The 18740-nt window shown below is 72.5% G+C and carries 18 protein-coding genes; 4 read left to right on the top strand and 14 right to left on the bottom strand.

Annotated features, from left to right (window positions below; genetic code table 11):
* Window positions 1–3: 3 nt before the first annotated feature.
* The 7 genes from rplS to proS form a co-directional block, all read right to left on the bottom strand.
* Entirely contained in the window at window positions 4–354 is a 351-nt protein-coding gene (gene rplS, locus ACZ50K_RS30090) for a 50S ribosomal protein L19 (RefSeq protein WP_468908662.1), read from the bottom strand.
* A gap of 132 nt (window positions 355–486) precedes the next feature.
* On the bottom strand, window positions 487–1308 hold the full coding sequence (trmD, locus tag ACZ50K_RS30085) for a tRNA (guanosine(37)-N1)-methyltransferase TrmD (RefSeq protein WP_468908659.1): 822 nt from the start codon (window positions 1306–1308) through the stop codon (window positions 487–489).
* Window positions 1308–1877, bottom strand: coding sequence for a ribosome maturation factor RimM (gene rimM / locus ACZ50K_RS30080; protein WP_468908656.1), 570 nt, complete (start codon window positions 1875–1877; stop codon window positions 1308–1310). Before rimM ends, trmD begins: the two co-directional genes overlap by 1 nt.
* Before the next feature lie 111 nt (window positions 1878–1988).
* On the bottom strand, window positions 1989–2228 hold the full coding sequence (locus ACZ50K_RS30075) for an RNA-binding protein (protein ID WP_007266827.1): 240 nt from the start codon (window positions 2226–2228) through the stop codon (window positions 1989–1991).
* Window positions 2229–2230: 2 nt separating this feature from the next.
* The gene (rpsP, locus tag ACZ50K_RS30070; RefSeq protein ID WP_468908653.1) at window positions 2231–2668 is read right to left on the bottom strand and encodes a 30S ribosomal protein S16; all 438 of its coding nucleotides are present in this window, start codon (window positions 2666–2668) and stop codon (window positions 2231–2233) included.
* A gap of 173 nt (window positions 2669–2841) precedes the next feature.
* Entirely contained in the window at window positions 2842–3441 is a 600-nt protein-coding gene (locus ACZ50K_RS30065; protein ID WP_468908651.1) for a hypothetical protein, read from the bottom strand.
* Window positions 3442–3623: 182 nt separating this feature from the next.
* Window positions 3624–5036: a proline--tRNA ligase gene (proS, locus tag ACZ50K_RS30060; RefSeq protein ID WP_468908648.1), complete on the bottom strand. Its 1413-nt coding sequence runs from the start codon at window positions 5034–5036 to the stop codon at window positions 3624–3626.
* A gap of 141 nt (window positions 5037–5177) precedes the next feature.
* Between proS and ACZ50K_RS30055 the strand changes: the two genes are divergently transcribed.
* A complete protein-coding gene (locus ACZ50K_RS30055) occupies window positions 5178–5870 on the top strand; it encodes a methyltransferase type 11 (protein WP_468908646.1) in 693 nt (230 codons plus the stop codon).
* A 120-nt stretch (window positions 5871–5990) separates the two neighbouring features.
* On the opposite strand, the gene ffh is transcribed toward ACZ50K_RS30055, so the two are convergent.
* From ffh to nsdA, 5 genes are all read right to left on the bottom strand, one after another.
* Window positions 5991–7565, bottom strand: a complete 1575-nt coding sequence (gene ffh, locus ACZ50K_RS30050; protein WP_468908644.1) for a signal recognition particle protein — start codon at window positions 7563–7565, stop codon at window positions 5991–5993.
* 130 nt (window positions 7566–7695) lie between these two features.
* Window positions 7696–10152, bottom strand: coding sequence for a [protein-PII] uridylyltransferase (locus ACZ50K_RS30045; RefSeq protein ID WP_468908642.1), 2457 nt, complete (start codon window positions 10150–10152; stop codon window positions 7696–7698).
* A 53-nt stretch (window positions 10153–10205) separates the two neighbouring features.
* Window positions 10206–10544, bottom strand: coding sequence for a P-II family nitrogen regulator (locus ACZ50K_RS30040; RefSeq protein ID WP_468908641.1), 339 nt, complete (start codon window positions 10542–10544; stop codon window positions 10206–10208).
* Window positions 10541–11890, bottom strand: coding sequence for an ammonium transporter (locus tag ACZ50K_RS30035; RefSeq protein WP_468908639.1), 1350 nt, complete (start codon window positions 11888–11890; stop codon window positions 10541–10543). Before ACZ50K_RS30035 ends, ACZ50K_RS30040 begins: the two co-directional genes overlap by 4 nt.
* A 251-nt stretch (window positions 11891–12141) precedes the next feature.
* The gene (nsdA, locus tag ACZ50K_RS30030; protein WP_468908637.1) at window positions 12142–13635 is read right to left on the bottom strand and encodes a transcriptional repressor NsdA; all 1494 of its coding nucleotides are present in this window, start codon (window positions 13633–13635) and stop codon (window positions 12142–12144) included.
* A gap of 295 nt (window positions 13636–13930) precedes the next feature.
* On the opposite strand from nsdA, the gene ACZ50K_RS30025 reads away from it, so the two are divergent.
* Window positions 13931–14599, top strand: coding sequence for a bifunctional DNA primase/polymerase (locus ACZ50K_RS30025; RefSeq protein WP_468908635.1), 669 nt, complete (start codon window positions 13931–13933; stop codon window positions 14597–14599).
* Window positions 14600–14711: 112 nt separating this feature from the next.
* Here ACZ50K_RS30025 and ftsY read toward each other — a convergent pair whose 3' ends face one another.
* Window positions 14712–15938, bottom strand: a complete 1227-nt coding sequence (gene ftsY, locus ACZ50K_RS30020; RefSeq protein ID WP_468908633.1) for a signal recognition particle-docking protein FtsY — start codon at window positions 15936–15938, stop codon at window positions 14712–14714.
* Window positions 15939–16077: 139 nt separating this feature from the next.
* On the opposite strand from ftsY, the gene ACZ50K_RS30015 reads away from it, so the two are divergent.
* Window positions 16078–17550 carry a cytosine permease gene (locus ACZ50K_RS30015; RefSeq protein WP_468908631.1) on the top strand — a complete coding sequence of 491 codons (1473 nt, stop codon included), beginning with the start codon at window positions 16078–16080 and terminating at the stop codon, window positions 17548–17550.
* A 58-nt stretch (window positions 17551–17608) separates the two neighbouring features.
* Entirely contained in the window at window positions 17609–18616 is a 1008-nt protein-coding gene (locus ACZ50K_RS30010; protein WP_468908629.1) for an LLM class flavin-dependent oxidoreductase, read from the top strand.
* Between the two features lie 23 nt (window positions 18617–18639).
* On the opposite strand, the gene ACZ50K_RS30005 is transcribed toward ACZ50K_RS30010, so the two are convergent.
* The coding region (locus ACZ50K_RS30005) for an MFS transporter (RefSeq protein WP_468908863.1) at window positions 18640–18740 on the bottom strand (101 nt) is incomplete at its 5' end.

The following is an 18740-nucleotide window of genomic DNA, read 5'->3' as shown; positions in this document are numbered from 1 at the left end:
GGACTAGCGGTCGCGCTTCTCCTTGATCTTCGCGGCCTTGCCGCGGAGCTCACGGAGGTAGTACAGCTTCGCGCGACGCACGTCACCGCGGGTGACGAGCTCGATCTTCTCGAAGATCGGGGAGTTCACCGGGAAGGTGCGCTCCACGCCGACGCTGAAGGAGACCTTGCGGACGGTGAAGGTCTCGGAGACGCCCGAGCCCTGGCGACGGATGACGACGCCCTTGAACTGCTGGATACGGGAGCGGTTGCCCTCGATCACGCGGACGTGCACGTTGACGGTGTCACCCGGGCGGAAGGCCGGGAGGTCCGAACGCAGGGAGGCGGCGTTGACGCCGTCCAGGAGAGAAGCCATGTTCTTCTTCTGCTTTCTTCGCACGACGCCACAGGTCGCGGTGCGGGTTTCCGTAGAGAGATCGGTTGCCGTTCCATCCGGCGGGCGACGGTCCCCCTGTGGCAGGGGCGCCCTCGGGCGTACAGCAGCCGCCTATTGTTCCACGGCCTCGGGCCTGAGCCAAAATCGGCCGTCCGGGGACGGTCGCCAGCCCAGGACGCTGAGGGTCTCGCGGTCCTTCTTGTCGAAGGAGGCGGCCTCGGTCCGCTCGATCAGGTCGGGCCGGTTGCGGGCGGTGCGCTCGAAGGCCTGGTCCCGGCGCCAGCGGGCGATCTTCCCGTGGTGGCCGCTGAGCAGCACCTCGGGAATGCCGCGGCCGCGCCACTCCGGGGGCTTGGTGTAGACGGGGCCCTCCAGCAGGTTGGCCATCTCGCCGGGGGCGAAGGAGTCGTCGCGGTGCGACTCGGCGTTGCCGAGGACCCCGGGCAGCAGCCGGGCCACCGCCTCGGTGATGACCAGGACGGCGGCCTCGCCGCCGGCCAGCACGTAGTCCCCGATGGAGACCTCGTAGACCGGCATCCGGGTGGCGTACTCGTCCATCACCCGGCGGTCGATGCCCTCGTAGCGGGCCGGGGTGAAGACCAGCCAGGGGCGGGCGGCGAGCTCCACGGCCAGTTCCTGGGTGAAGGGGCGGCCGCTGGGGGTGGGCACCACCAGGACGGGGCCGTGCGCGCCGGCCTCGTATCCGGCGGCCAGCGCGTCGTCCAGGCAGTCGCCCCAGGGGTCGGTCTTCATGACCATGCCGGGGCCGCCGCCGTAGGGGGTGTCGTCCACGGTGTTGTGCCGGTCGTGGGTCCAGTCCCGCAGGTCGTGGACGTGGATGTCGAGGACCCCGCGGGCGCCGGCCTTGCCGACCAGCGAGACGTTCAGCGGTTCCAGGTACTCGGGGAAGATCGTGACGACGTCGAGCCGCATCAGACGTCTTCCCCGTCCCCGGCACCGGCCTCGGCGTCGCGGGCGGAGGCGATCTCGGCGCGGTCGTCGATCAGCCCGGGCGGCGGGGTGATGACGCAGCGCTGCTCCTCCAGGTCGATCTCGGCGACGATCTCCTCCACGAAGGGGATCATCACCTCGGAGCCGTCCGGCCGTTCGACGATGAAGAGGTCCTGGGAGGGCAGGTGGGAGATCTCGGTGATCCGGCCGATCTCGGTGCCGTCCCCGAGCACCACGTCCAGGTCCATCAGCTGGTGGTCGTAGTACTCGTCCTCCTCCTCGGGCAGCTCGGCCGGGTCCACGTCCGCGATGAGCAGCGTGTTGCGGAGCGCCTCGGCGGCCGTACGGTCCTTCACCCCGGCGAACCGGAGCAGCAGCCGGCTGCTGTGCACCCGGCCGGTCTCGACGGTCAGCGGCCCGGCCGAGGCCGGTTCGGTGCGCAGGACGGCACCGGGTGAGAGCCGCAGTTCGGGCTCGTCGGTCCGTACCTCGACGGTGACCTCGCCCTTGATGCCGTGGGCGCGGCCGATCCGCGCGACTACCAGCTCCACTGTCTGTGCCTCTCCTGTTTCAAGACCCTGTCCAGACGACAACGGGCCGGGGCGGGCAGCGAATGCCCTCCCCGGCCCGTGCCGGTGTTCACACTTCTGTCGAACCGCGTCTCAGCGGACCTGGTCCACGTCGACGAGGTCGACGCGGATCCCCCGGCCGCCGATGGCGCCGACCACGGTCCGCAGGGCGCGCGCGGTGCGGCCGTTGCGGCCGATCACCTTGCCGAGGTCGTCGGGGTGGACCCGGACCTCCAGCACCTGCCCGCGGCGCAGGTTGCGCGAGGCGACCTGCACGTCGTCGGGGTTGTCGACAATGCCCTTCACGAGGTGCTCAAGAGCCTCCTCGAGCATGATCAGGCCTCGGTCGACTCGGCGGAGGCCTCGGCCTCGTCCGCCTTCTTGTCGGCCTTCTTCGCCTTCTGGGTGATGGCCTCGCCCTTGGCGTCGCCACCTTCCAGAGCCTTGGCGAACTCGTCGAAGGAACGACGCTTGTCTTCCTTCGTCGCCGGCTGCAGCAGCGGCGCGGGGGCCGGGAGGCCCTTGTGCGCCTGCCAGTCACCGGTCAGCTTGAGGATGGCGAGCACGGCCTCGGTCGGCTGGGCGCCGACGGACAGCCAGTACTGCGCACGCTCGGCGTTGACCTCGATGCGCGAGGGGTTGTACGTCGGGTGGTAGATACCGATCTCTTCGATCGCGCGACCGTCCCGACGGGTACGGGCGTCCGCGACGACGATGCGGTAGTGCGGCTGGCGAATCTTGCCGAGGCGCTTGAGCTTGATCTTGACTGCCACTGGAGTGGTGTCTCCTGAACTTGACGTGGTTGGGCACTTGAGATGCCACGTGGGGTTGCGGTACTCGGGTGCCCGATGGACGCGTCAGCCGTAGGAGAGAGGGGTCCTGTTCGACTGTCGAGTACAGCTAGCCATTGTGCCACACGCCCGTGGCCCTTCCCCACGGGGAGAGATCAGGAGGCGGCGGCCACGATGGCGGCTTCCGGGATGCGGAACGGCTTGCCGCAGCCGCCGCACACGATGGGGGCCTGGGCGAGCACCGAGGGGACCACCCGGACGTTGCGGCCGCAGTCGCAGACCGCCTTGACCCGGACCCCGCCGCCGGAGGAGCCGTGCCGGGCGGCCGGGCCCCGGAAGCTCCGCTTGGTGTCCGCCTGGGCGGCCGCCTTGTGAGCCTTGAGCGCCCGCTGGAGCCGCTCCATGGTGGGCCGGTAGCGCCTCTTGGCCTCGGGGTTGAGGGAGACCAGCGAGAAGCCGCTGCTGGCGTGTGGCTCCTCGGAGTGGTCCAGCCCCATCTCCTCGGCGATCGCCAGGAACCGGCGGTTGTGGTAGCGGCCGGCGCGCGAGGTGTCCCGGACACCGCGGGCGGCGGCGATGCCGTGGACTGCCTCGTGCAGCAGTCGCTCGAAGGAGAGCTCGGCGCCACAGGCGGACGAGGACTCTCCGATCAGGGACTCGGGCGCGGCAAGGTCGGGCAGCTCGGGGTGGTACCGCTGAATGTCGGCCCACGCCTGCGCCAGCTCTGCGGCGAGAACAGGTGGTGTCGTGCTCACGTCGTGACAACGAGCCGGGGTGCCCCGGTGTTCCGATTCCGGGCCATTCCAAATTTTTTGCACGTACCAGTCAGTTCAGTCTCATGCGTCCCGAGGACGACGTGTGCGCAGAACTCAGGAGGAGTCGGTACGTACGGGTGTGCCCCGGACTACGCCCGGGGCACACCTGAGTACGAGATCGGTCAGTACGAGCGGGCCACGATGGCCAGGGTGCCCGGGGCGTCGTCCGCCTGCGGCACAGAGCCGTCCTCGGCGATCAGGCAGCGCACCGAAACGGACTGCTCGGCCAGCTTGGCCTCGCCCTCCGGCCCGAGGTCCGCCCACGGGATCCGCGCCCAGCCGCCGGCCACGGCCGCCTCGGCGGCCTCACCGATGGTGGCCACGTCCGAGGTGCGGGACTCACGGCGCTCCCGGGACTCGCGCAGCAGCTGCGCCTGGTCCTCGTCGAGCACGCCGGGCAGCAGCTCGGCCAGCGCGTCGATCTGCACCGGGGTCTTGCCGCCGGGGATCCGGCGGGCCAGCATCGCGGTGCCGGCCTCCAGGTCCCGGGGGCCGATCTCGATGCGCACCGGTACGCCCTTGAGCTCCCAGTCCACCGCGCGGCGGCCGAACGGCGTGTCCACCCGGTCGTCCACCTGCACCCGGATGCCGGCCGCCTTCAGCCGGTCGCCCAGCTCGCGGACCTTGGCCACGGCCTCGTCGCCCTTGATCGCCATGACCACGACCTGGACGTGCGCCAGCCGCGGCGGGACCCGCAGGCCGTTGTCGTCGCCGTGCGACATGATCAGGCCGCCGACCATGCGGGTGGAGACGCCCCAGGAGGTCTGCCAGACCAGCTCCTGCTTCCCCTCCTTGGAGAGGTACTGGGTGTTGAAGGCCTTGGCGAAGTTGGTGCCCAGCTCATGGCTGGTGCCCAGCTGGAGGGCCTTGCCGTCGCCCATCATCCCTTCGAGGGTGAGGGTGTTGATGGCGCCGGCGAAGCGCTCCTTGGCGGTCTTGCGGCCCAGGACCACGTCGATGCCCAGCACGTTGGTCATGAAGTCGCCGTAGACGTCCGTGTGGATCCGCGCGGCGTAGTCGCGGGCGTCCTCGTAGCTGGCGTGGGCCGTGTGGCCCTCCTGCCACAGGAACTCGCTCGTACGGAGGAACACCCGGGGGCGCATCTCCCAGCGGACGACGTTCGCCCACTGGTTGATCAGCAGGGGCAGGTCCCGGTAGCTCTGGACCCACTTGGAGAAGTAGTCGTTGATGATCGTCTCGGAGGTGGGCCGGACCACGACCGGCTCGTCCAGCTCCTTGCCGCCGCCGTGCGTGACGACCGCGAGCTCGGGGGCGAAGCCCTCGACGTGCTCGGCTTCCCTCGTCAGGTACGACTGCGGGATGAACAGCGGGAAGTACGCGTTCTGGGCGCCCGCGTCCTTGATGCGCGCGTCCATCTCCTGCTGCATCCGCTCCCAGAGCCCGTAGCCGTACGGTCGGATGACCATCGTGCCGCGCACTGGGCCGTTGTCGGCCAGCTCGGCCTTGTTGATCAGATCCTGGTACCAGCGGGGGAAATCCTCCGCCTGGGGGGTGAGAACGGGAGCCTTTGCCATGGCGCGAATGGTACGGCGCCGCGCGTGCCGAGCGTGAATCGGGGCGGAATCGGGGCGTGCGTTCCTCTGGACGCGGGGGCGAATCGGGAGTTCCCTGGCAACGGGGGCAAGGGGGCGAGAGGAATCAGGAGCGCTCTTTCGATGACACCGACGCCGACGGCCGTGAACACCGCCAGGGACTGGGCGGAGATCCAGGAACGGATGCTGGTACCGCTGTACGAAGCGGTGTACGACCGGCTGGAGGTCGGGCCGGGGGACCGGGTGCTCGGCCTGGACTGCGGGGCGGGCCTGAGCCTGCTGCTGGCCGCCGCCCGGGGGGCCGCCGTCACCGGGGTGGAGCCCCGGCCGGCCCTGCGGGCCCTGGCCAGGGACCGGGTGCCGGAGGTGCTGCCCGCTCCCCCGCGCCCGGACGCCGCCCGGTACGGGCTGCTGACCGCCTTCGCGCCGGATCCGGCGGCGCTGGCCGAGGCGCTGCCGGCGGTCCGGCGGGGCGGGGCCGTGGTGCTGGCGGGCTGGGGCCCGCCGGAGCGCTGCACCGTGCCGGCCCTGCCGGAGGCCTCCGGTCCGTACGGCCCGGCCGGCCCCGCCGACCTCGACGCGCTGGCCGAGCGGGCCGGGCTGCGACCGGACGGATCCGGCCGGGTGTTCTGCCCGTTCGGGTACGCGGACGGCGCCAGCGCGGTGCGCGGGCTGCTGTCCACCGGGCTCTACGACCTGTCCGACCCCGGCCAGGCCGAGAAGGAGCTGGCCGAGGAACTGCACCCGTACGAGCGGCCGGACGGCAGCGTGTGGCTGCCGAACATCTTCCGGTACGTGGTCGCCCGGGTGCCGTGAGCGGGCCGCTCCGCGCCCCGCCCGGCCCGGGGCGCGGCGGGCGCGGGTGCCCGCATGCGGAAAGGGGGCGGCGGAGGCCTTCCCGGCCCTCCGCCGCCCCCTTTCCGGGGCCTTCTCCGCCTACTGCATGAACTTCTTGAACTCGTCCGGCAGGTCGAAGTCCTGGCCGGGCTTGCCGCCTCCGGCGGGGAGGCCGAACGGGTTCCCGGGGGCGGCCGGGGCGTCGTCCTGGGGGCCCTGCTCGCGGCGGGCCGCGGCGGCGGCCTCGTCGGCCTTGCGCTTCATCGGGTTGCCGCTCTTGCGCTTGCCCTTGGCCTGCTTGACCTGCTTCTTCTGCCGGCCGGGGCCGCCGCCCATGCCCGGGATGCCGGGCATGCCGGGCATCCCGCCGCCCTGGGCCATCCGGGACATCATCTTGCGGGCCTCGAAGAACCGCTCGACCAGGTTCTTGACCGCGCTGACCTCGACACCGGAGCCCTTGGCGATACGGGCCCGGCGGGAGCCGTTGATCAGGTGCGGGTCCTGGCGCTCGGCCGGGGTCATCGACTTGATGATGGCGGCCGTGCGGTCGACGTCGCGCTCGTCGATGTTGTTGATCTGGTCCTTGATCTGGCCCATGCCGGGGAGCATGCCGAGCAGCTTGGAGATGGAGCCCATCTTCCGGACCTGCTCCATCTGGGCCAGGAAGTCGTCGAGGGTGAACTCCTTCGGCCCCTTCGCCAGCTTGGCCGCCATCTTCTCGGCCTCGGCCTGGCTGAAGGTCTTCTCGGCCTGCTCGATCAGGGTGAGCATGTCGCCCATGTCGAGGATCCGGCCCGCCATGCGGTCCGGGTGGAAGGCGTCGAACTCGTCGAGCTTCTCGCCGTTGGAGGCGAACATGATCTGCTTGCCGGTGACGTGCGCGATGGAGAGCGCGGCACCGCCGCGGGCGTCGCCGTCGAGCTTGGAGAGCACCACGCCGTCGAAGCCGACGCCGTCCCGGAAGGCCTCGGCGGTGTTGACCGCGTCCTGGCCGATCATCGCGTCGACCACGAAGAGGATCTCGTCGGGCGAGACCGCGTCGCGGATGTCGGCGGCCTGCTGCATCAGCTCGGCGTCGATGCCGAGGCGGCCGGCGGTGTCGACGACGACCACGTCGTACTGCTTGGTGCGGGCGTACTCGACCGAGTCTTTGGCGACCTGGACCGGGTCGCCGACGCCGTTGCCGGGCTGGGGGGCGTAGACCGCGACCCCGGCCCGCTCGGCGACCACGCTGAGCTGGTTGACGGCGTTGGGGCGCTGGAGGTCGCAGGCGACCAGCAGCGGGGAGTGGCCCTGACTCTTCAGCCAGAGGCCGAGCTTTCCGGCGAGGGTGGTCTTACCGGCACCCTGGAGACCGGCCAGCATGATCACGGTGGGGGCGGTCTTGGCGAACCTCAGCCGGCGGGTCTCGCCGCCGAGGATCGAGACCAGCTCCTCGTTGACGATCTTGAGGACCTGCTGGGCCGGGTTGAGCGCCTTGGAGACCTCCGCGCCGCGGGCGCGCTCCTTGACGTTCGCGATGAAGGAACGGACGACCGGGAGGGCGACGTCGGCCTCAAGGAGGGCGATACGGATTTCCCGGGCCGCGGCGTCGATGTCCTGCTCGGAGAGGCGGCCCTTGCCCCGGAGAGACTTGAAGGTCGCGCTGAGGCGGTCGGAAAGCGTATCGAACACGGTGGTCGCGATTCCTAAGGTCGGGGGCGGCGGGCGGTCGGTCGGGTCCCAGGGTATCGGGCCGGGCGCTCTGCCCGGCCCTGCGGGGCCGATCCTCCCCGCTCCCCCGGCCCGATCCGCCGGGCGGCCGCTATCCGAGGGCCTCCTGGACGGTGCCGGCCAGGGTGGCGGCGGCGGCCGGGCCCAGGGGTTTGCCGTCGGCGTCGACCACGTAGACGGTGTCCACGGCGTCGGCGCCGAGGGTGGAGACATGGGCGCTGCGGACCCGGACCCCGGCGCCCTCCAGGGCCCGGCCGATCCGGTGCAGCAGGCCCACCGCGTCGGGGGCGCGCACCTCCAGGACGGTGGCCAGGGCGGAGACCTCCGGGATCACGGTGACCCGGGGCGGCGGCGGCCGCACCCCGCGCCGCCGCGGGTAGGCGGCCTCGCGGTCGGCGAGCTTGGCCGGGACGTCCAGGGAGCCGTCCAGGGCGCGGATCAGGTCGGCGCGCAGCCGGGCCGCCTCGGGCAGGGAGCCGTACTGGGCGGAGACCCGCCAGCGCAGCAGCAGGACCTCGCCGGGGACCTCGGGCAGTTCGGGGAGCTCCACGGTGCGCAGGTCGGCGGCCCGGACGGTGAGCCGGTGCAGGGCCAGGACCCCGGCGACGGCGGGCAGCACCCCGGGCTGGTCGGGCACGGCCACGGCCAGTTCCACGCCGACCGCGTCGGCCTCCTGGCGGGCGTGCAGGGAGAGGACGGGTTCGCCGGTGCGCAGGGCCTCGACGGCGAGGCGTTCCTGGTCGGCGCCGGGCCGGGCCTGGACTGCGGGGGCGGCGGGGGCTCCGTCGAGGACGGCGGCGACCCGGCGGACCAGGTCGGCGACGAGGGAGCCGCGCCAGGCCGACCAGGCGGCCGGGCCGGTGGCCAGCGCGTCGGCCTCGGTGAGGGCGTGCAGGAGTTCCAGGGTGCCGGGGGCGCCGACGGCCTCGGCCACGGTCCGGACGGTGGCCGGGTCGTCCAGGTCGCGCCGGGTGGCGGTGTCGATGAGCAGCAGGTGGTGGCGGACCAGGGTGGCCAGGACGGCGGCGTCGGCGGGGCCGAAGCCGACGCGTACGGCCATGTCGCGGGCGATGGTCTCGCCGGCCACGGAGTGGTCCCCGGGCCAGCCCTTGCCGATGTCGTGCAGCAGGGCGGACATCAGCAGCAGGTCGGGGCGGCCGACCCGGCGGGTCATGGCGGCGGCCCGGACGGCGGTCTCGATCAGATGGCGGTCCACGGTCCAGGTGTGGACGGGGTTGCGCTGGGGGCGGCAGCGGACCCGTTCCCAGTCCGGCAGCAGTCGGCTGACCAGGCCTTCCGCCTCCAGGGCCTCAAGGACGGCGATGGTGGGTTCGCCGGCCCCGAGCAGGGTGAGCAGTTCCTCGCGGGCCTCGGCGGGCCAGGGCACGGGCAGCGGCCGGGTCTGGGCGGCGAGCCGGCGTACGGCGTGCGGGGAGACGGGCAGTCCGGCCCGGGCGGCGGCCGCGGCGAAGCGCAGCGGGAGGACCGGGTCGCGTTCGGGGCGGGCGGCCAGGGCGAGCACGGCCTCGCCGTCCTGTTCGACGACCCCTTCGGCGAGCGGGGTCCGCTCGCCGGCTCCGGCGGCGGCGGTCCGGCCGCCGAGGAGTCCGCGCAGCCGGGGGCGGGCCGACCGGGCCCGCAGGACCCGGCCGACCTCCCGCCAGGTGACGTCTCCGGCGTACGCGACGACCCGGGCGGCCTCGTAGACCTCGCGGAGCAGCGCGTCGGCGTCGAGGAGGCCGAGCCGGGCGGCGACCTGGTCCTGTTCCTGCAGGGAGAGCCGGTCGCCGGCCCGGCCGGTGACCAGGTGCAGGGCGTCCCGGGCGTCGAGGAGCCGGCGGCGGGCCTCGGCGAGGCCCTCGCGGGGGGCGTCGGCCAGCCAGGAGGCGGCGACGGCCCGGAGGGCGGCGGCGTCGCGGAGGCCGCCGCGGGCCTCCTTGAGGTCGGGTTCCAGCAGGAACCGGAGCTCGCCGTGGCGTTCGGCCCGGTCGCGGCAGAGGGTGTGGAGTTCGGGGAGCCGGCGGGCGGCCTGGTTGCGCCAGTCGGCGAGGACGGAGGTGCGCAGTCCGGCGAGGAGTCCGAGGTCCCCGGCCACGGGTCGGGCGTCCAGCAGTCCGAGGTGGACCTTGAGGTCCTCGGCGGCGGTCTTGCGGGCCTCGGCGGGGGTGCGGACCGAGTGGTCCAGGGCGAGGCCGAGGTCCCAGACCGGGTACCAGAGCCGGTCGGCGAGCCGGGAGAGGGCGGCGGGGGCGGCCTTGCCGTCGTGCAGCAGGAGCAGGTCGAGGTCGCTGCGGGGGGAGAGTTCGGCGCGTCCGTAGCCGCCGACGGCGACCAGGGCGGCGCCGCGCACCCCGGTCTCCCGGGTGGCGGCCGTGAACAGGCCGGCCAGCCAGTCGTCGGTCAGCGCGGCCAGTGCGGAACGCCGGGACGGCCCGGACCGCGACTCCTCCCGGAGGAGTCGCAGCCGGGCCGCGGCGTAGCCGCTGGGGCCGGGGTCCGGCGCGTCGGCCGGGTCGGCATCGGTGGTGGTGTTCTCGGTGCTCGTCACCCAGCGGCTCCCTGGTCCTAGAGGCGTTCTGGCGGGGGGTCCGGCGGGGCGCTCTAGAGCGCGTCCGCGCCGCGTTCCCCGGTGCGGACGCGGATCACGGTCTCGACCGGGACGCTCCACACCTTGCCGTCGCCGATCTTTCCGGTCTGGGCGGCGGAGACCACGACATCCATCACGTCGTGGGCCGCGTCGTCCTCGACCAGGACCTCGATGCGGATCTTGGGGACCAGGTCGACGGTGTACTCGGCGCCCCGGTAGACCTCGGTGTGGCCGCGCTGGCGTCCGTAGCCGCTGGCCTCGGAGACGGTGAGGCCGTGGACGCCGAAGGCCTGGAGGGCGTCCTTGATCTCGTCCAGCTTGTGCGGCTTGACGATGGCGGTGATGAGCTTCATGCGTCGACCTTCTTCGAGTCCGTGACGGCGGTGACGGGTACGGCGGTGCTGCGCGTGGCCGTGCCGCCTCCGGCTCCGCTGAAGTCGTAGGCCGTCTCGGCGTGTTCGACCTGGTCGATGCCGGAGACCTCGTCGTCCTCGGGGACCCTCATCCCGATGGTCTTGTGCAGGAGGAGGGCGAGCAGCGCGGAGGCCAGGAGAGAGTAGGCCAGGACCGCGAAGACGCCGACGGCCTGCTTGCCGAGCTGTTCGAGTCCGCCGCCGTAGAAGAGGCCGGCCGCCTCGGACTGGCCGCCGCCGGTGGCGAAGAGGCCGACGAGGAGGGATCCGAGGATGCCGCCGACCAGGTGGACGCCGACCACGTCGAGGGAGTCGTCGTAGCCGAAGCGGTACTTGAGGCCCACGGCCATGGCGCAGGCCAGACCGGCGACGGCGCCGATGGCGATGGCGCCGAGCGGGGAGCAGGAGCCGCCGGAGGGGGTGATGGCGACGAGTCCGGCGACGGCGCCGGAGGCGGCGCCGAGGGTGGTGAAGGAGCCGTGCCGGATCTTCTCGTAGCCGAGCCAGGCGAGCATGGCGGCGGCGGTGGCGACCTGGGTGTTGAGGAACATCAGGGCGCCGATGCCGTCGTCGTTGCCGAGCCAGGAGCCGGCGTTGAAGCCGAACCAGCCGAACCAGAGGAGGGCGGCGCCGAGCATGACGAGCGGGAGGCTGTGCGGGCGCATCGGGTCCTTCTTGAAGCCGACCCGCTTGCCGATGACGAGGATCACGCCGAGGGCTGCGGCGCCGGCGTTGATGTGGACGGCGGTGCCGCCGGCGAAGTCGATGACGCCGAGTTCGAAGAGCCAGCCGCCGGCGCCCCAGACCCAGTGGGCGACGGGGAAGTAGACGAGGGAGACCCAGAGGGTGATGAACAGGGCCCAGGCGGAGAACTTGACCCGGTCGGCGAGGGCGCCGCTGATCAGGGCCGGGGTGATGATCGCGAACATCAGCTGGAAGACGGCGAAGACGTAGACGGGGACGGTGTAGCCGTCCCAGAGCTGGGTGAGGCCGATGCCGCTGAGTCCGACGTATTCGGAGGACCAGCCGATGACGGATCCGATGTCGGTGCCGAAGGCGAGGCTGAAGCCGAAGAGGACCCAGAGGATGGTGACGATGCCGAGGCTGATGAAGCTCATCATCAGCATGTTGAGGCTGCTCTTGACGCGGACCATGCCGCCGTAGAAGAAGGCAAGGCCCGGGGTCATCAGCATGACCAGGGCGGAGCAGATGAGCATGAACCCGGTGTTCGCGGCAGACAGCGTCGGGGCGTCTGCGGCAAGGGTCGTGATGGCTGATGCTGCCATCGGCGTCTCCTCGTCGTCGGTACGTTCGCGTACGGCCGGCCTGCCTGCGGGTCTGGCCGGTTATTGGCCATGAGATTCGCGCAGGCCGGTTTCCGGCGGTGCCGCTCGGTGTTTCGCGACGATGACGAAGGAGTCCGGGCTGTTACGGCCCGATGAACAGGGTGGAGGGGGGTGCCGGCCGCGGCGGGGCCCGGGATCTGGCGATGGGGGAGCCTGATCGGGTCGTGCGGGTGACCGCCGCGGCCGGGGTCTCAGACGGCCTCCGCGGCTTCGGGGAGGCGGGCGGCGAGGTGGTCGGTGAGGAGGACGACCTCGCCGACGTCCCCGTATTCGCGGGCGGCGGTGTCGACGGTCTTGCGGAGCCGGGTGTTCACCCGTTCCGACCGGACCTTTCCGGCCACGTCGAGGGCCTGGTCGACCAGTCGGGTGGCCTGCTCGGGTTCCCGCTGGAGCAGGTGGACGGTGGCCATGCCGATGAGGTTGAGGGCGTAGGAGCGCTGGTGTTCCTCGTCCTTGGCGAAGAGTTCCACGGCGCGTTCCATCACGGGTTCGGCCAGTGAGGCGTAGGTGGGGCTGCGGCCGGCCACATAGGCGAGGTCGCGGTAGGAGTGGGCGTTCTCCCCGTTGAGTTCGGCCTCGGAGAAGAAGCGGATCCAGTCCGGTTCGGGTTCGCCGCCGAGGCCGACGTCACCGAAGGTGTCCTCGGCCATCCGCACGGCCCGCTTGCAGCGGCTGGGCTGGCCCATGTTGGCGTAGGCGCGGGCCTCCATCGCATACAGCATGGCCTGGGTGCGGGAGCCGGCGCAGTCCCGGCTGCCGTACTGGGCCAGATGGATGAGTTCCAGGGCGTCCTCGGGGCGGCCGAGGTGGATCATCTGGCGGCTCATCCCGGACAGGATGTAGGAGCCGAGGGGTTTGTCCCCGGCTTCCTTGGCGGCGTGCAGGGCGAGGACGAAGTACTTCTGGGCGGTGGGGTGCAGGCCGATGTCGTAGCTCATCCAGCCGGCCAGTTCGGCGAGTTCGGCGGCCACCTTGAACAGTCGGCGGGAGACCGGGGCGGGGTGGTTCTCCTGGAGCAGGTCGGTGACCTCGTGGAGCTGTCCCACCACGGCCTTGCGGCGCAGTCCGCCGCCGCACTGGGCGTCCCACTGGCGGAACATGACGGTGGTGGCTTCGAGGAGGTCGAGTTCCGGTTCGGAGAGCCGGGGCGGCCGGTGTCCGGCGAGGGCCGCCGGCCCCGCCTCCCGGGTTCCCGGGTCGGCGGCCGGGAGCGGGACGAGCCAGCGCTGCATGGGCTCGATGAGGGCGGGGCCGGCGGAGAGGGCGAGCGAGGTCCCGAGGAAGCCGCGGCGGGCGAGCATCAGGTCGCTGCGGGAGAACTCGCCGAGGAGTTCCACGGTCTGGGGGCCGGCCCAGGGCAGGTCCACGCCGGAGACGGAGGGGGTCTGGTGGGCGGTGCGCAGGCCGAGCTGCTCGATGGCGACGACGGTGCCGAAACGTTCCGAGAAGAGTTCGGAGAGGATCCGCGGGACGGGTTCGCGGGGCTGTTCCCCGTCCAGCCAGCGGCGGACCCGGGAGGTGTCGGTGCTGATGTGGTGGGCGCCCATCTGCCGGGCGCGCCGGTTGACCTGGCGGGCGAGTTCGCCCTTGGACCAGCCACTGCGGACGAACCAGGAGGTCAGCTGTTCGTTGCGGGCAGCCGACTCCGCGATCGCGCTCGTTCCGCTTGCGTCGTTGCCGCTCACTGGAACGCCCCCATCCGCTCAGCCCCTTCACCCCGAACCCCCGGTTGCCTCCGGCATACCCGTGCCCGGGCGTACCGCAGGGGGTTCATGTACCGAAAGTAATCCTACGATCACCCCCACCGCGAGGTCGATCGCGGAAACGCCACCATTCGCCACCCCTTCGAATGAACTCGCCACCCGTCGGGCGCGATTCACTGGACACAGCCCGTCCGCGGTGGCAGACGGCGACGGGCGCAGGGCAGGCGACGGAGCGCGTAACCACCGGCAGGCCGGACCCGTTGGAGGGGGCATGGGCATGGGCTTCACGATCGGCGGCAGCCGGGGTACCAAGGAGTTCCGGACCGGCGCCCGGCGCCGCGGCCGGATGTCGGAGTGCACCGCGGTGGCCGAGTACACCGGGCTGTGGGGCTGGGACGCGCTGCCGGGCGCCCGCGCCGCCGGCCCCGGCCGGGACTGCTCCTGCGGGGACGCGGACTGCGCCAGCCCCGGGGCGCATCCGCTGCCCGGCGCGGCGACCGTGCCGGCGGGCGCGACCCTGGACGAGGCGACGGAGACCTGGACGGACTATCCCGGGGCGGCCGTGCTGCTTCCGGTGGGCCGGGCCTTCGACCTGATCGAGGTCGACCAGGAGGCGGGCCGGCGCGCGCTGGCCCGGCTGGAGCGGATGGGCCTGCCGCTGGGCCCGGTGACCGCCACCCCGGACGGCCGGGCCCAGTTCTTCGTCGCCCCCGGCGCCGCCGCCGGGCTGCCGCAGCTGCTGTACCGGATGGGCTGGGACGACGCGGACCTCGATCTGCGCGCGCTGGGCGAGGGGGCCTTCCTGACCGCCCCGCCGTCGGAGTACGCGGGCCTCGGCCCGGTCTCCTGGTTGCGCCCCCCGGCCCTGGACACCGCGGCCCGGCCGCCGGAGGCCCGGCTGCTGCTGGGCACCCTCGCCTACATCTGCCACCGGCTGCGCCGCTGACCCCGGCGCCCCCTGACCGTACGCCCGGAGCCCCCGGCCGATGTCTCGGCACGGGGGCTCCGGGCGTACGGTCGACACGGGCCGGGCCCGTGCGGGGTCAGCCGCCGATCGGTCAGTCGCCGATCAGGGCGTCCACGAACGCGCCCGGCTCGAAGGGCGCCAGGTCGTCGGGGCCCTCGCCGAGGCCGATCAGCTTGACCGGGACGCCCAGCTCGCGCTGGACCGCGATCACGATGCCGCCCTTGGCGGTGCCGTCCAGCTTGGTCAGCACGATGCCGGTGATGTCCACGACCTCCGCGAACACCCGGGCCTGGGTGAGGCCGTTCTGGCCGGTGGTGGCGTCCAGCACCAGCAGCACCTCGTCCAGCGGGCCGTGCTTCTCCACCACCCGCTTGACCTTGCCCAGCTCGTCCATCAGCCCGGTCTTGGTGTGCAGCCGGCCCGCGGTGTCGATCAGTACGACGTCCGCGCCCTCGGCGATGCCCTCCTTGACCGCGTCGAAGGCGATCGACGCCGGGTCGCCGCCCTCGGGGCCGCGCACGGTGCGCGCGCCGACCCGGTCGCCCCAGGTCTGGAGCTGGTCGGCGGCGGCGGCCCGGAAGGTGTCCGCCGCGCCCAGCACCACGCTGCGCCCGTCGGCGACCAGCACCCGGGCGAGCTTGCCGGTGGTGGTGGTCTTGCCGGTGCCGTTGACGCCGACGACCATCACCACGCCGGGGGTCTCCAGCCCGCCCTCGGTCTTCACCGCGCGGTCCATGGACGGGTCGATCAGGGTGACGAGCTCCTCGCGCAGCAGGGCGCGCAGCTCGTCGGGGGTGCGGGTGCCGAGCACCTTGACCCGGTCGCGGAGCCGGTCGACGAGTTCCTGGGTGGGGAGCACGCCGACGTCGGCGGTGAGCAGGATCTCCTCGATCTCCTCCCAGGTGTCCTCGTCCAGGTGCTCGCGGGACAGGAGGGTGAGGAGCCCCTTCCCGAGGGAGTTCTGCGACCGGGCCAGCCGGGCGCGGAGCCGGACGAGGCGGCCGGCGGTGGGCTCGGGCACCTCGATCTCGGGAGCGGCGGGTGCGGCCGGGACCTCGGGTTCCGGCTCGGCCGGGGCCTGGGGGGCCGCCGCCTCCGCCTCGGGGAGCACGACCTCCTCGATGGTCCGGCGCGGTTCTTGCGCCGTCGGGGCGGCGTCCTCCCCCACCTGCGGTTCGGCGGGCGGGGCAGTGATGGTCGGCGTGCTCGGCGGGGCCGGCGGGGGCAGCTGCTTCTTCTTGCGGCTGCCGACGACGAGCCCGCTGATCGCGCCGACCGCGACCAGGGCGATGACTACGGCAAGGATGAGGATGTCCATAACGCACCCAGTATCGGCCACGGCCGCCCCGCACCCCGGTAGCCGGAGGATCCGACAAGGACCTATGCCTCTGTTTGTGCGTTACGGGGTGAATCTACGATGATGGACAACTCCCCCCACATCCCCCTCGGAGTGATCCATGCCTGCCGACGCCCCCACCGGCGCGATAGAAACCCGCGGTCTGGAGCCGGTGCCCGACGCCGAGCGCACCGGCCGGGTCCGGGAACTCGTCCCCACCTGGGTGGCGGCCAACATCAGCGTGCTGCTGCTGACCATGGGCGCCGGGCTGGTGATCTTCAACGGGCTGAACTTCTGGCAGGTGCTGGTGGTGGCCGTGGCCGCGCCGGTGCTCTCGTACGGGATCGTGGGCCTGGTCTCGATCGCCGGGAAGCGCGGCGGGGCCCCGGGGATGGCCCTGTCCCGGGCGGTCTTCGGGCAGCGCGGCAACCTCTTCCCCGGCTCGCTGATCTGGATCGCCCGCTGGGGCTGGGAGACCATCAACGCGGTCAGCGGCGCCTACGCCATCCTGACGGTGCTGGACCTGCTGTTCGGTGTGGAGAGCAGCACCGCGCTGATCGTGGTCACCCTGCTGCTGTTCGTGGGCTGCACCTTCCTGGTGTCCGGTCTCGGGATCAGCGCGCTGCGGGTCTGCTCCAAGTGGTCCACGTACCTGTTCGGCGGGTTCAGCGTGCTGGTGCTGGGCTACCTGGTGGCGGAGACCGACTGGTCCGCGGTGTTCGGCAAGCCGGCCGGCTCCACCGCGATGCTGGTCGCGGGCATCGGGACCATCGCGGCGGGCGGGATCAGCTGGGTGCCCTCGGGCCCCGACTTCACCCGCTACCTGCCGCGCACCGCCTCGGCCCGGGGGATGGTGGGCGCGACCGTGGGCGGTGCCGCGGTGGTGGTGATCCCGATGGTGCTGATGGGCGCCGTGATGGCGGTCGGCACCCCGGACCTGGCACAGGCCCAGGACCCGGTGTCCTTCATCGGGGAGCTGCTGCCGGCCTGGATCGCGGTCCCGTACCTGCTGATCGCGCTGATCGGGATGCTGCTGATCAACTCGATGTCCATGTACTCGGCCGGGTTCACCGCGCAGACCCTGGGCATCAAGGTGCCGCGGGCCGCCGCGGTCAGCGTGAACGCCCTGATCAGCCTGGTCTTCGGGTTCCTGCTGATGGTGGTCGCGACCAGCTTCTTCGGTTCCTTCATCTCCTTCCTGACCCTGCTCGCGGTGGCCTTCTCGGCCTGGATCGGGGTGTTCGGCGTGGACCTGCTGCGCGGCCGGGAGTACGACGGCGCGGCCCTGCTGGACACCACCCCGTCCAGCGCGTACTGGTACCGGGGCGGCTTCGCCTGGCAGGCGATGACGGCCTGGGCGGTGGCGCTGGCGGCGGGTCTGCTGTTCACCTCGGTGGACTGGTTCAGCGGGCCGCTGGCGGACACCTGGGTCGGCCGGAACGGACTGGGCTGGCTGGCCGGCATCCTCGTCTCGGCGGTGCTCTACGCGGTGCTCCCCCGCACCCGGCGGCCGGCCGCCGGCCCGGACGCGGGCGCGGCGGCGGGGCCGGCGGGGGAACCGGCGCGCGAGCCGGCCGCAAGCCTGTCCAACTGACGCTGCGTCAGCTAACGTCCCCCTTCGCCAACCGCATCCGCCGGAGGGGGACCTTCCCATGCCCATCACCGTGGCCCGGTTCAATCTCGTCGACCCGAACGGCACCCCCGAGTCGCTGTCGGCCCGCTACCGGGCGGCCCTGGAGATGGCGAGGTACGCGGACGACCGCGGGGTCGACACCGTCCAGACGGAGGAGCACCACGGCACCGAGAACAACTGGATGCCCTCCCCCTTCGCCTTCGCGGCCGCCGTCTTCGGCGCCACCCGCCGGATCGCGGTGACCGTCTCCGCGATCATCGGCCCGCTGCACGATCCGCTGAAGGTGGCCGAGGACATCGCCGTACTGGACCTGATCAGCGGCGGCCGGCTGGTGACGGTGGCCGGGATCGGCTACCGGCCGGAGGAGTACGAGCAGCACGGGGTGGAGTGGGGACGCCGGGGCAAGCTCCAGGACGAGCTGCTGGAGACCCTGCTGAAGGCGTGGACCGGGGAGCCCTTCGAGTTCCGCGGCCGGACCGTACGGGTCACCCCGCGGCCGTTCACCCGGCCGCACCCGCTGCTGCTGGTCGGCGGCAGCTCCCGGGCCGCGGCCCGGCGGGCGGCCCGGCTGGGACTGCCGTTCTTCCCCAGCGCGCACCTCCCGGAACTGGAGGCGTACTACCAGGAGCAGCTGGCCGCCCACGGCACCGAGGGGTTCTGCATGATGCCCGCCGAGCAGACCCCGCTGCTGCACATCGCGGAGGACCCGGACCGGGCCTGGGCGATGTACGGGGAGCGGTTCCTGCACGAGGCCGGGATGTACGCCTCCTGGCAGTCCAAGGACATCCGCTCGGCGGTGCGCTCCGGGGCCCGGACGGTGGCGGAGCTGAGGGCGGAGGGGGTCTACCGGATCCTCTCCCCGGAGCAGGCGGTGGAGTACGCCAGGGGCGCCGGCGAGGCCGGGAACCTGGTGCTGCATCCGCTGTGCGGCGGGATGCCGGTGGACGAGGGCTGGCGGAGCCTGCACCTGCTGTGCGAGCAGGTGCTGCCCCGGCTGGGGACCCCGGAGGACCCTGGCGGGTCCTGAGCCGGGGGCGCGCCGGCCGGGGGTCAGCCCATCTCCTCCAGCGCCTTGCCCTTGGTCTCCGGCACCCATTTGAGGATGAAGGGGATCGAGAGCAGGGCGAACACCGCGTAGATGACGTAGGCCC

It is taken from the genome of Streptomyces sp. NPDC033845, from assembly GCF_055576225.1.
This window is presented reverse-complemented; position numbering and strand designations above follow the sequence as displayed.

Excerpts from the sequence above, each read along its gene's own strand:
- proS (WP_468908648.1), bottom strand. The coding sequence starts at position 5,036 with ATGGCAAAGGCTCCCGTTCTCACCCCCCAGGCGGAGGATTTCCCCCGC.
- ftsY (WP_468908633.1), bottom strand. The coding sequence starts at position 15,938 with ATGGACATCCTCATCCTTGCCGTAGTCATCGCCCTGGTCGCGGTCGGC.
- ACZ50K_RS30055 (WP_468908646.1), top strand. The coding sequence starts at position 5,178 with ATGACACCGACGCCGACGGCCGTGAACACCGCCAGGGACTGGGCGGAG.
- ACZ50K_RS30040 (WP_468908641.1), bottom strand. The coding sequence starts at position 10,544 with ATGAAGCTCATCACCGCCATCGTCAAGCCGCACAAGCTGGACGAGATC.
- ACZ50K_RS30010 (WP_468908629.1), top strand. The coding sequence starts at position 17,609 with ATGCCCATCACCGTGGCCCGGTTCAATCTCGTCGACCCGAACGGCACC.
- trmD (WP_468908659.1), bottom strand. The coding sequence starts at position 1,308 with ATGCGGCTCGACGTCGTCACGATCTTCCCCGAGTACCTGGAACCGCTG.
- ACZ50K_RS30035 (WP_468908639.1), bottom strand. The coding sequence starts at position 11,890 with ATGGCAGCATCAGCCATCACGACCCTTGCCGCAGACGCCCCGACGCTG.
- ACZ50K_RS30015 (WP_468908631.1), top strand. The coding sequence starts at position 16,078 with ATGCCTGCCGACGCCCCCACCGGCGCGATAGAAACCCGCGGTCTGGAG.
- ACZ50K_RS30075 (WP_007266827.1), bottom strand. The coding sequence starts at position 2,228 with ATGCTCGAGGAGGCTCTTGAGCACCTCGTGAAGGGCATTGTCGACAAC.
- rplS (WP_468908662.1), bottom strand. The coding sequence starts at position 354 with ATGGCTTCTCTCCTGGACGGCGTCAACGCCGCCTCCCTGCGTTCGGAC.
- ACZ50K_RS30025 (WP_468908635.1), top strand. The coding sequence starts at position 13,931 with ATGGGCTTCACGATCGGCGGCAGCCGGGGTACCAAGGAGTTCCGGACC.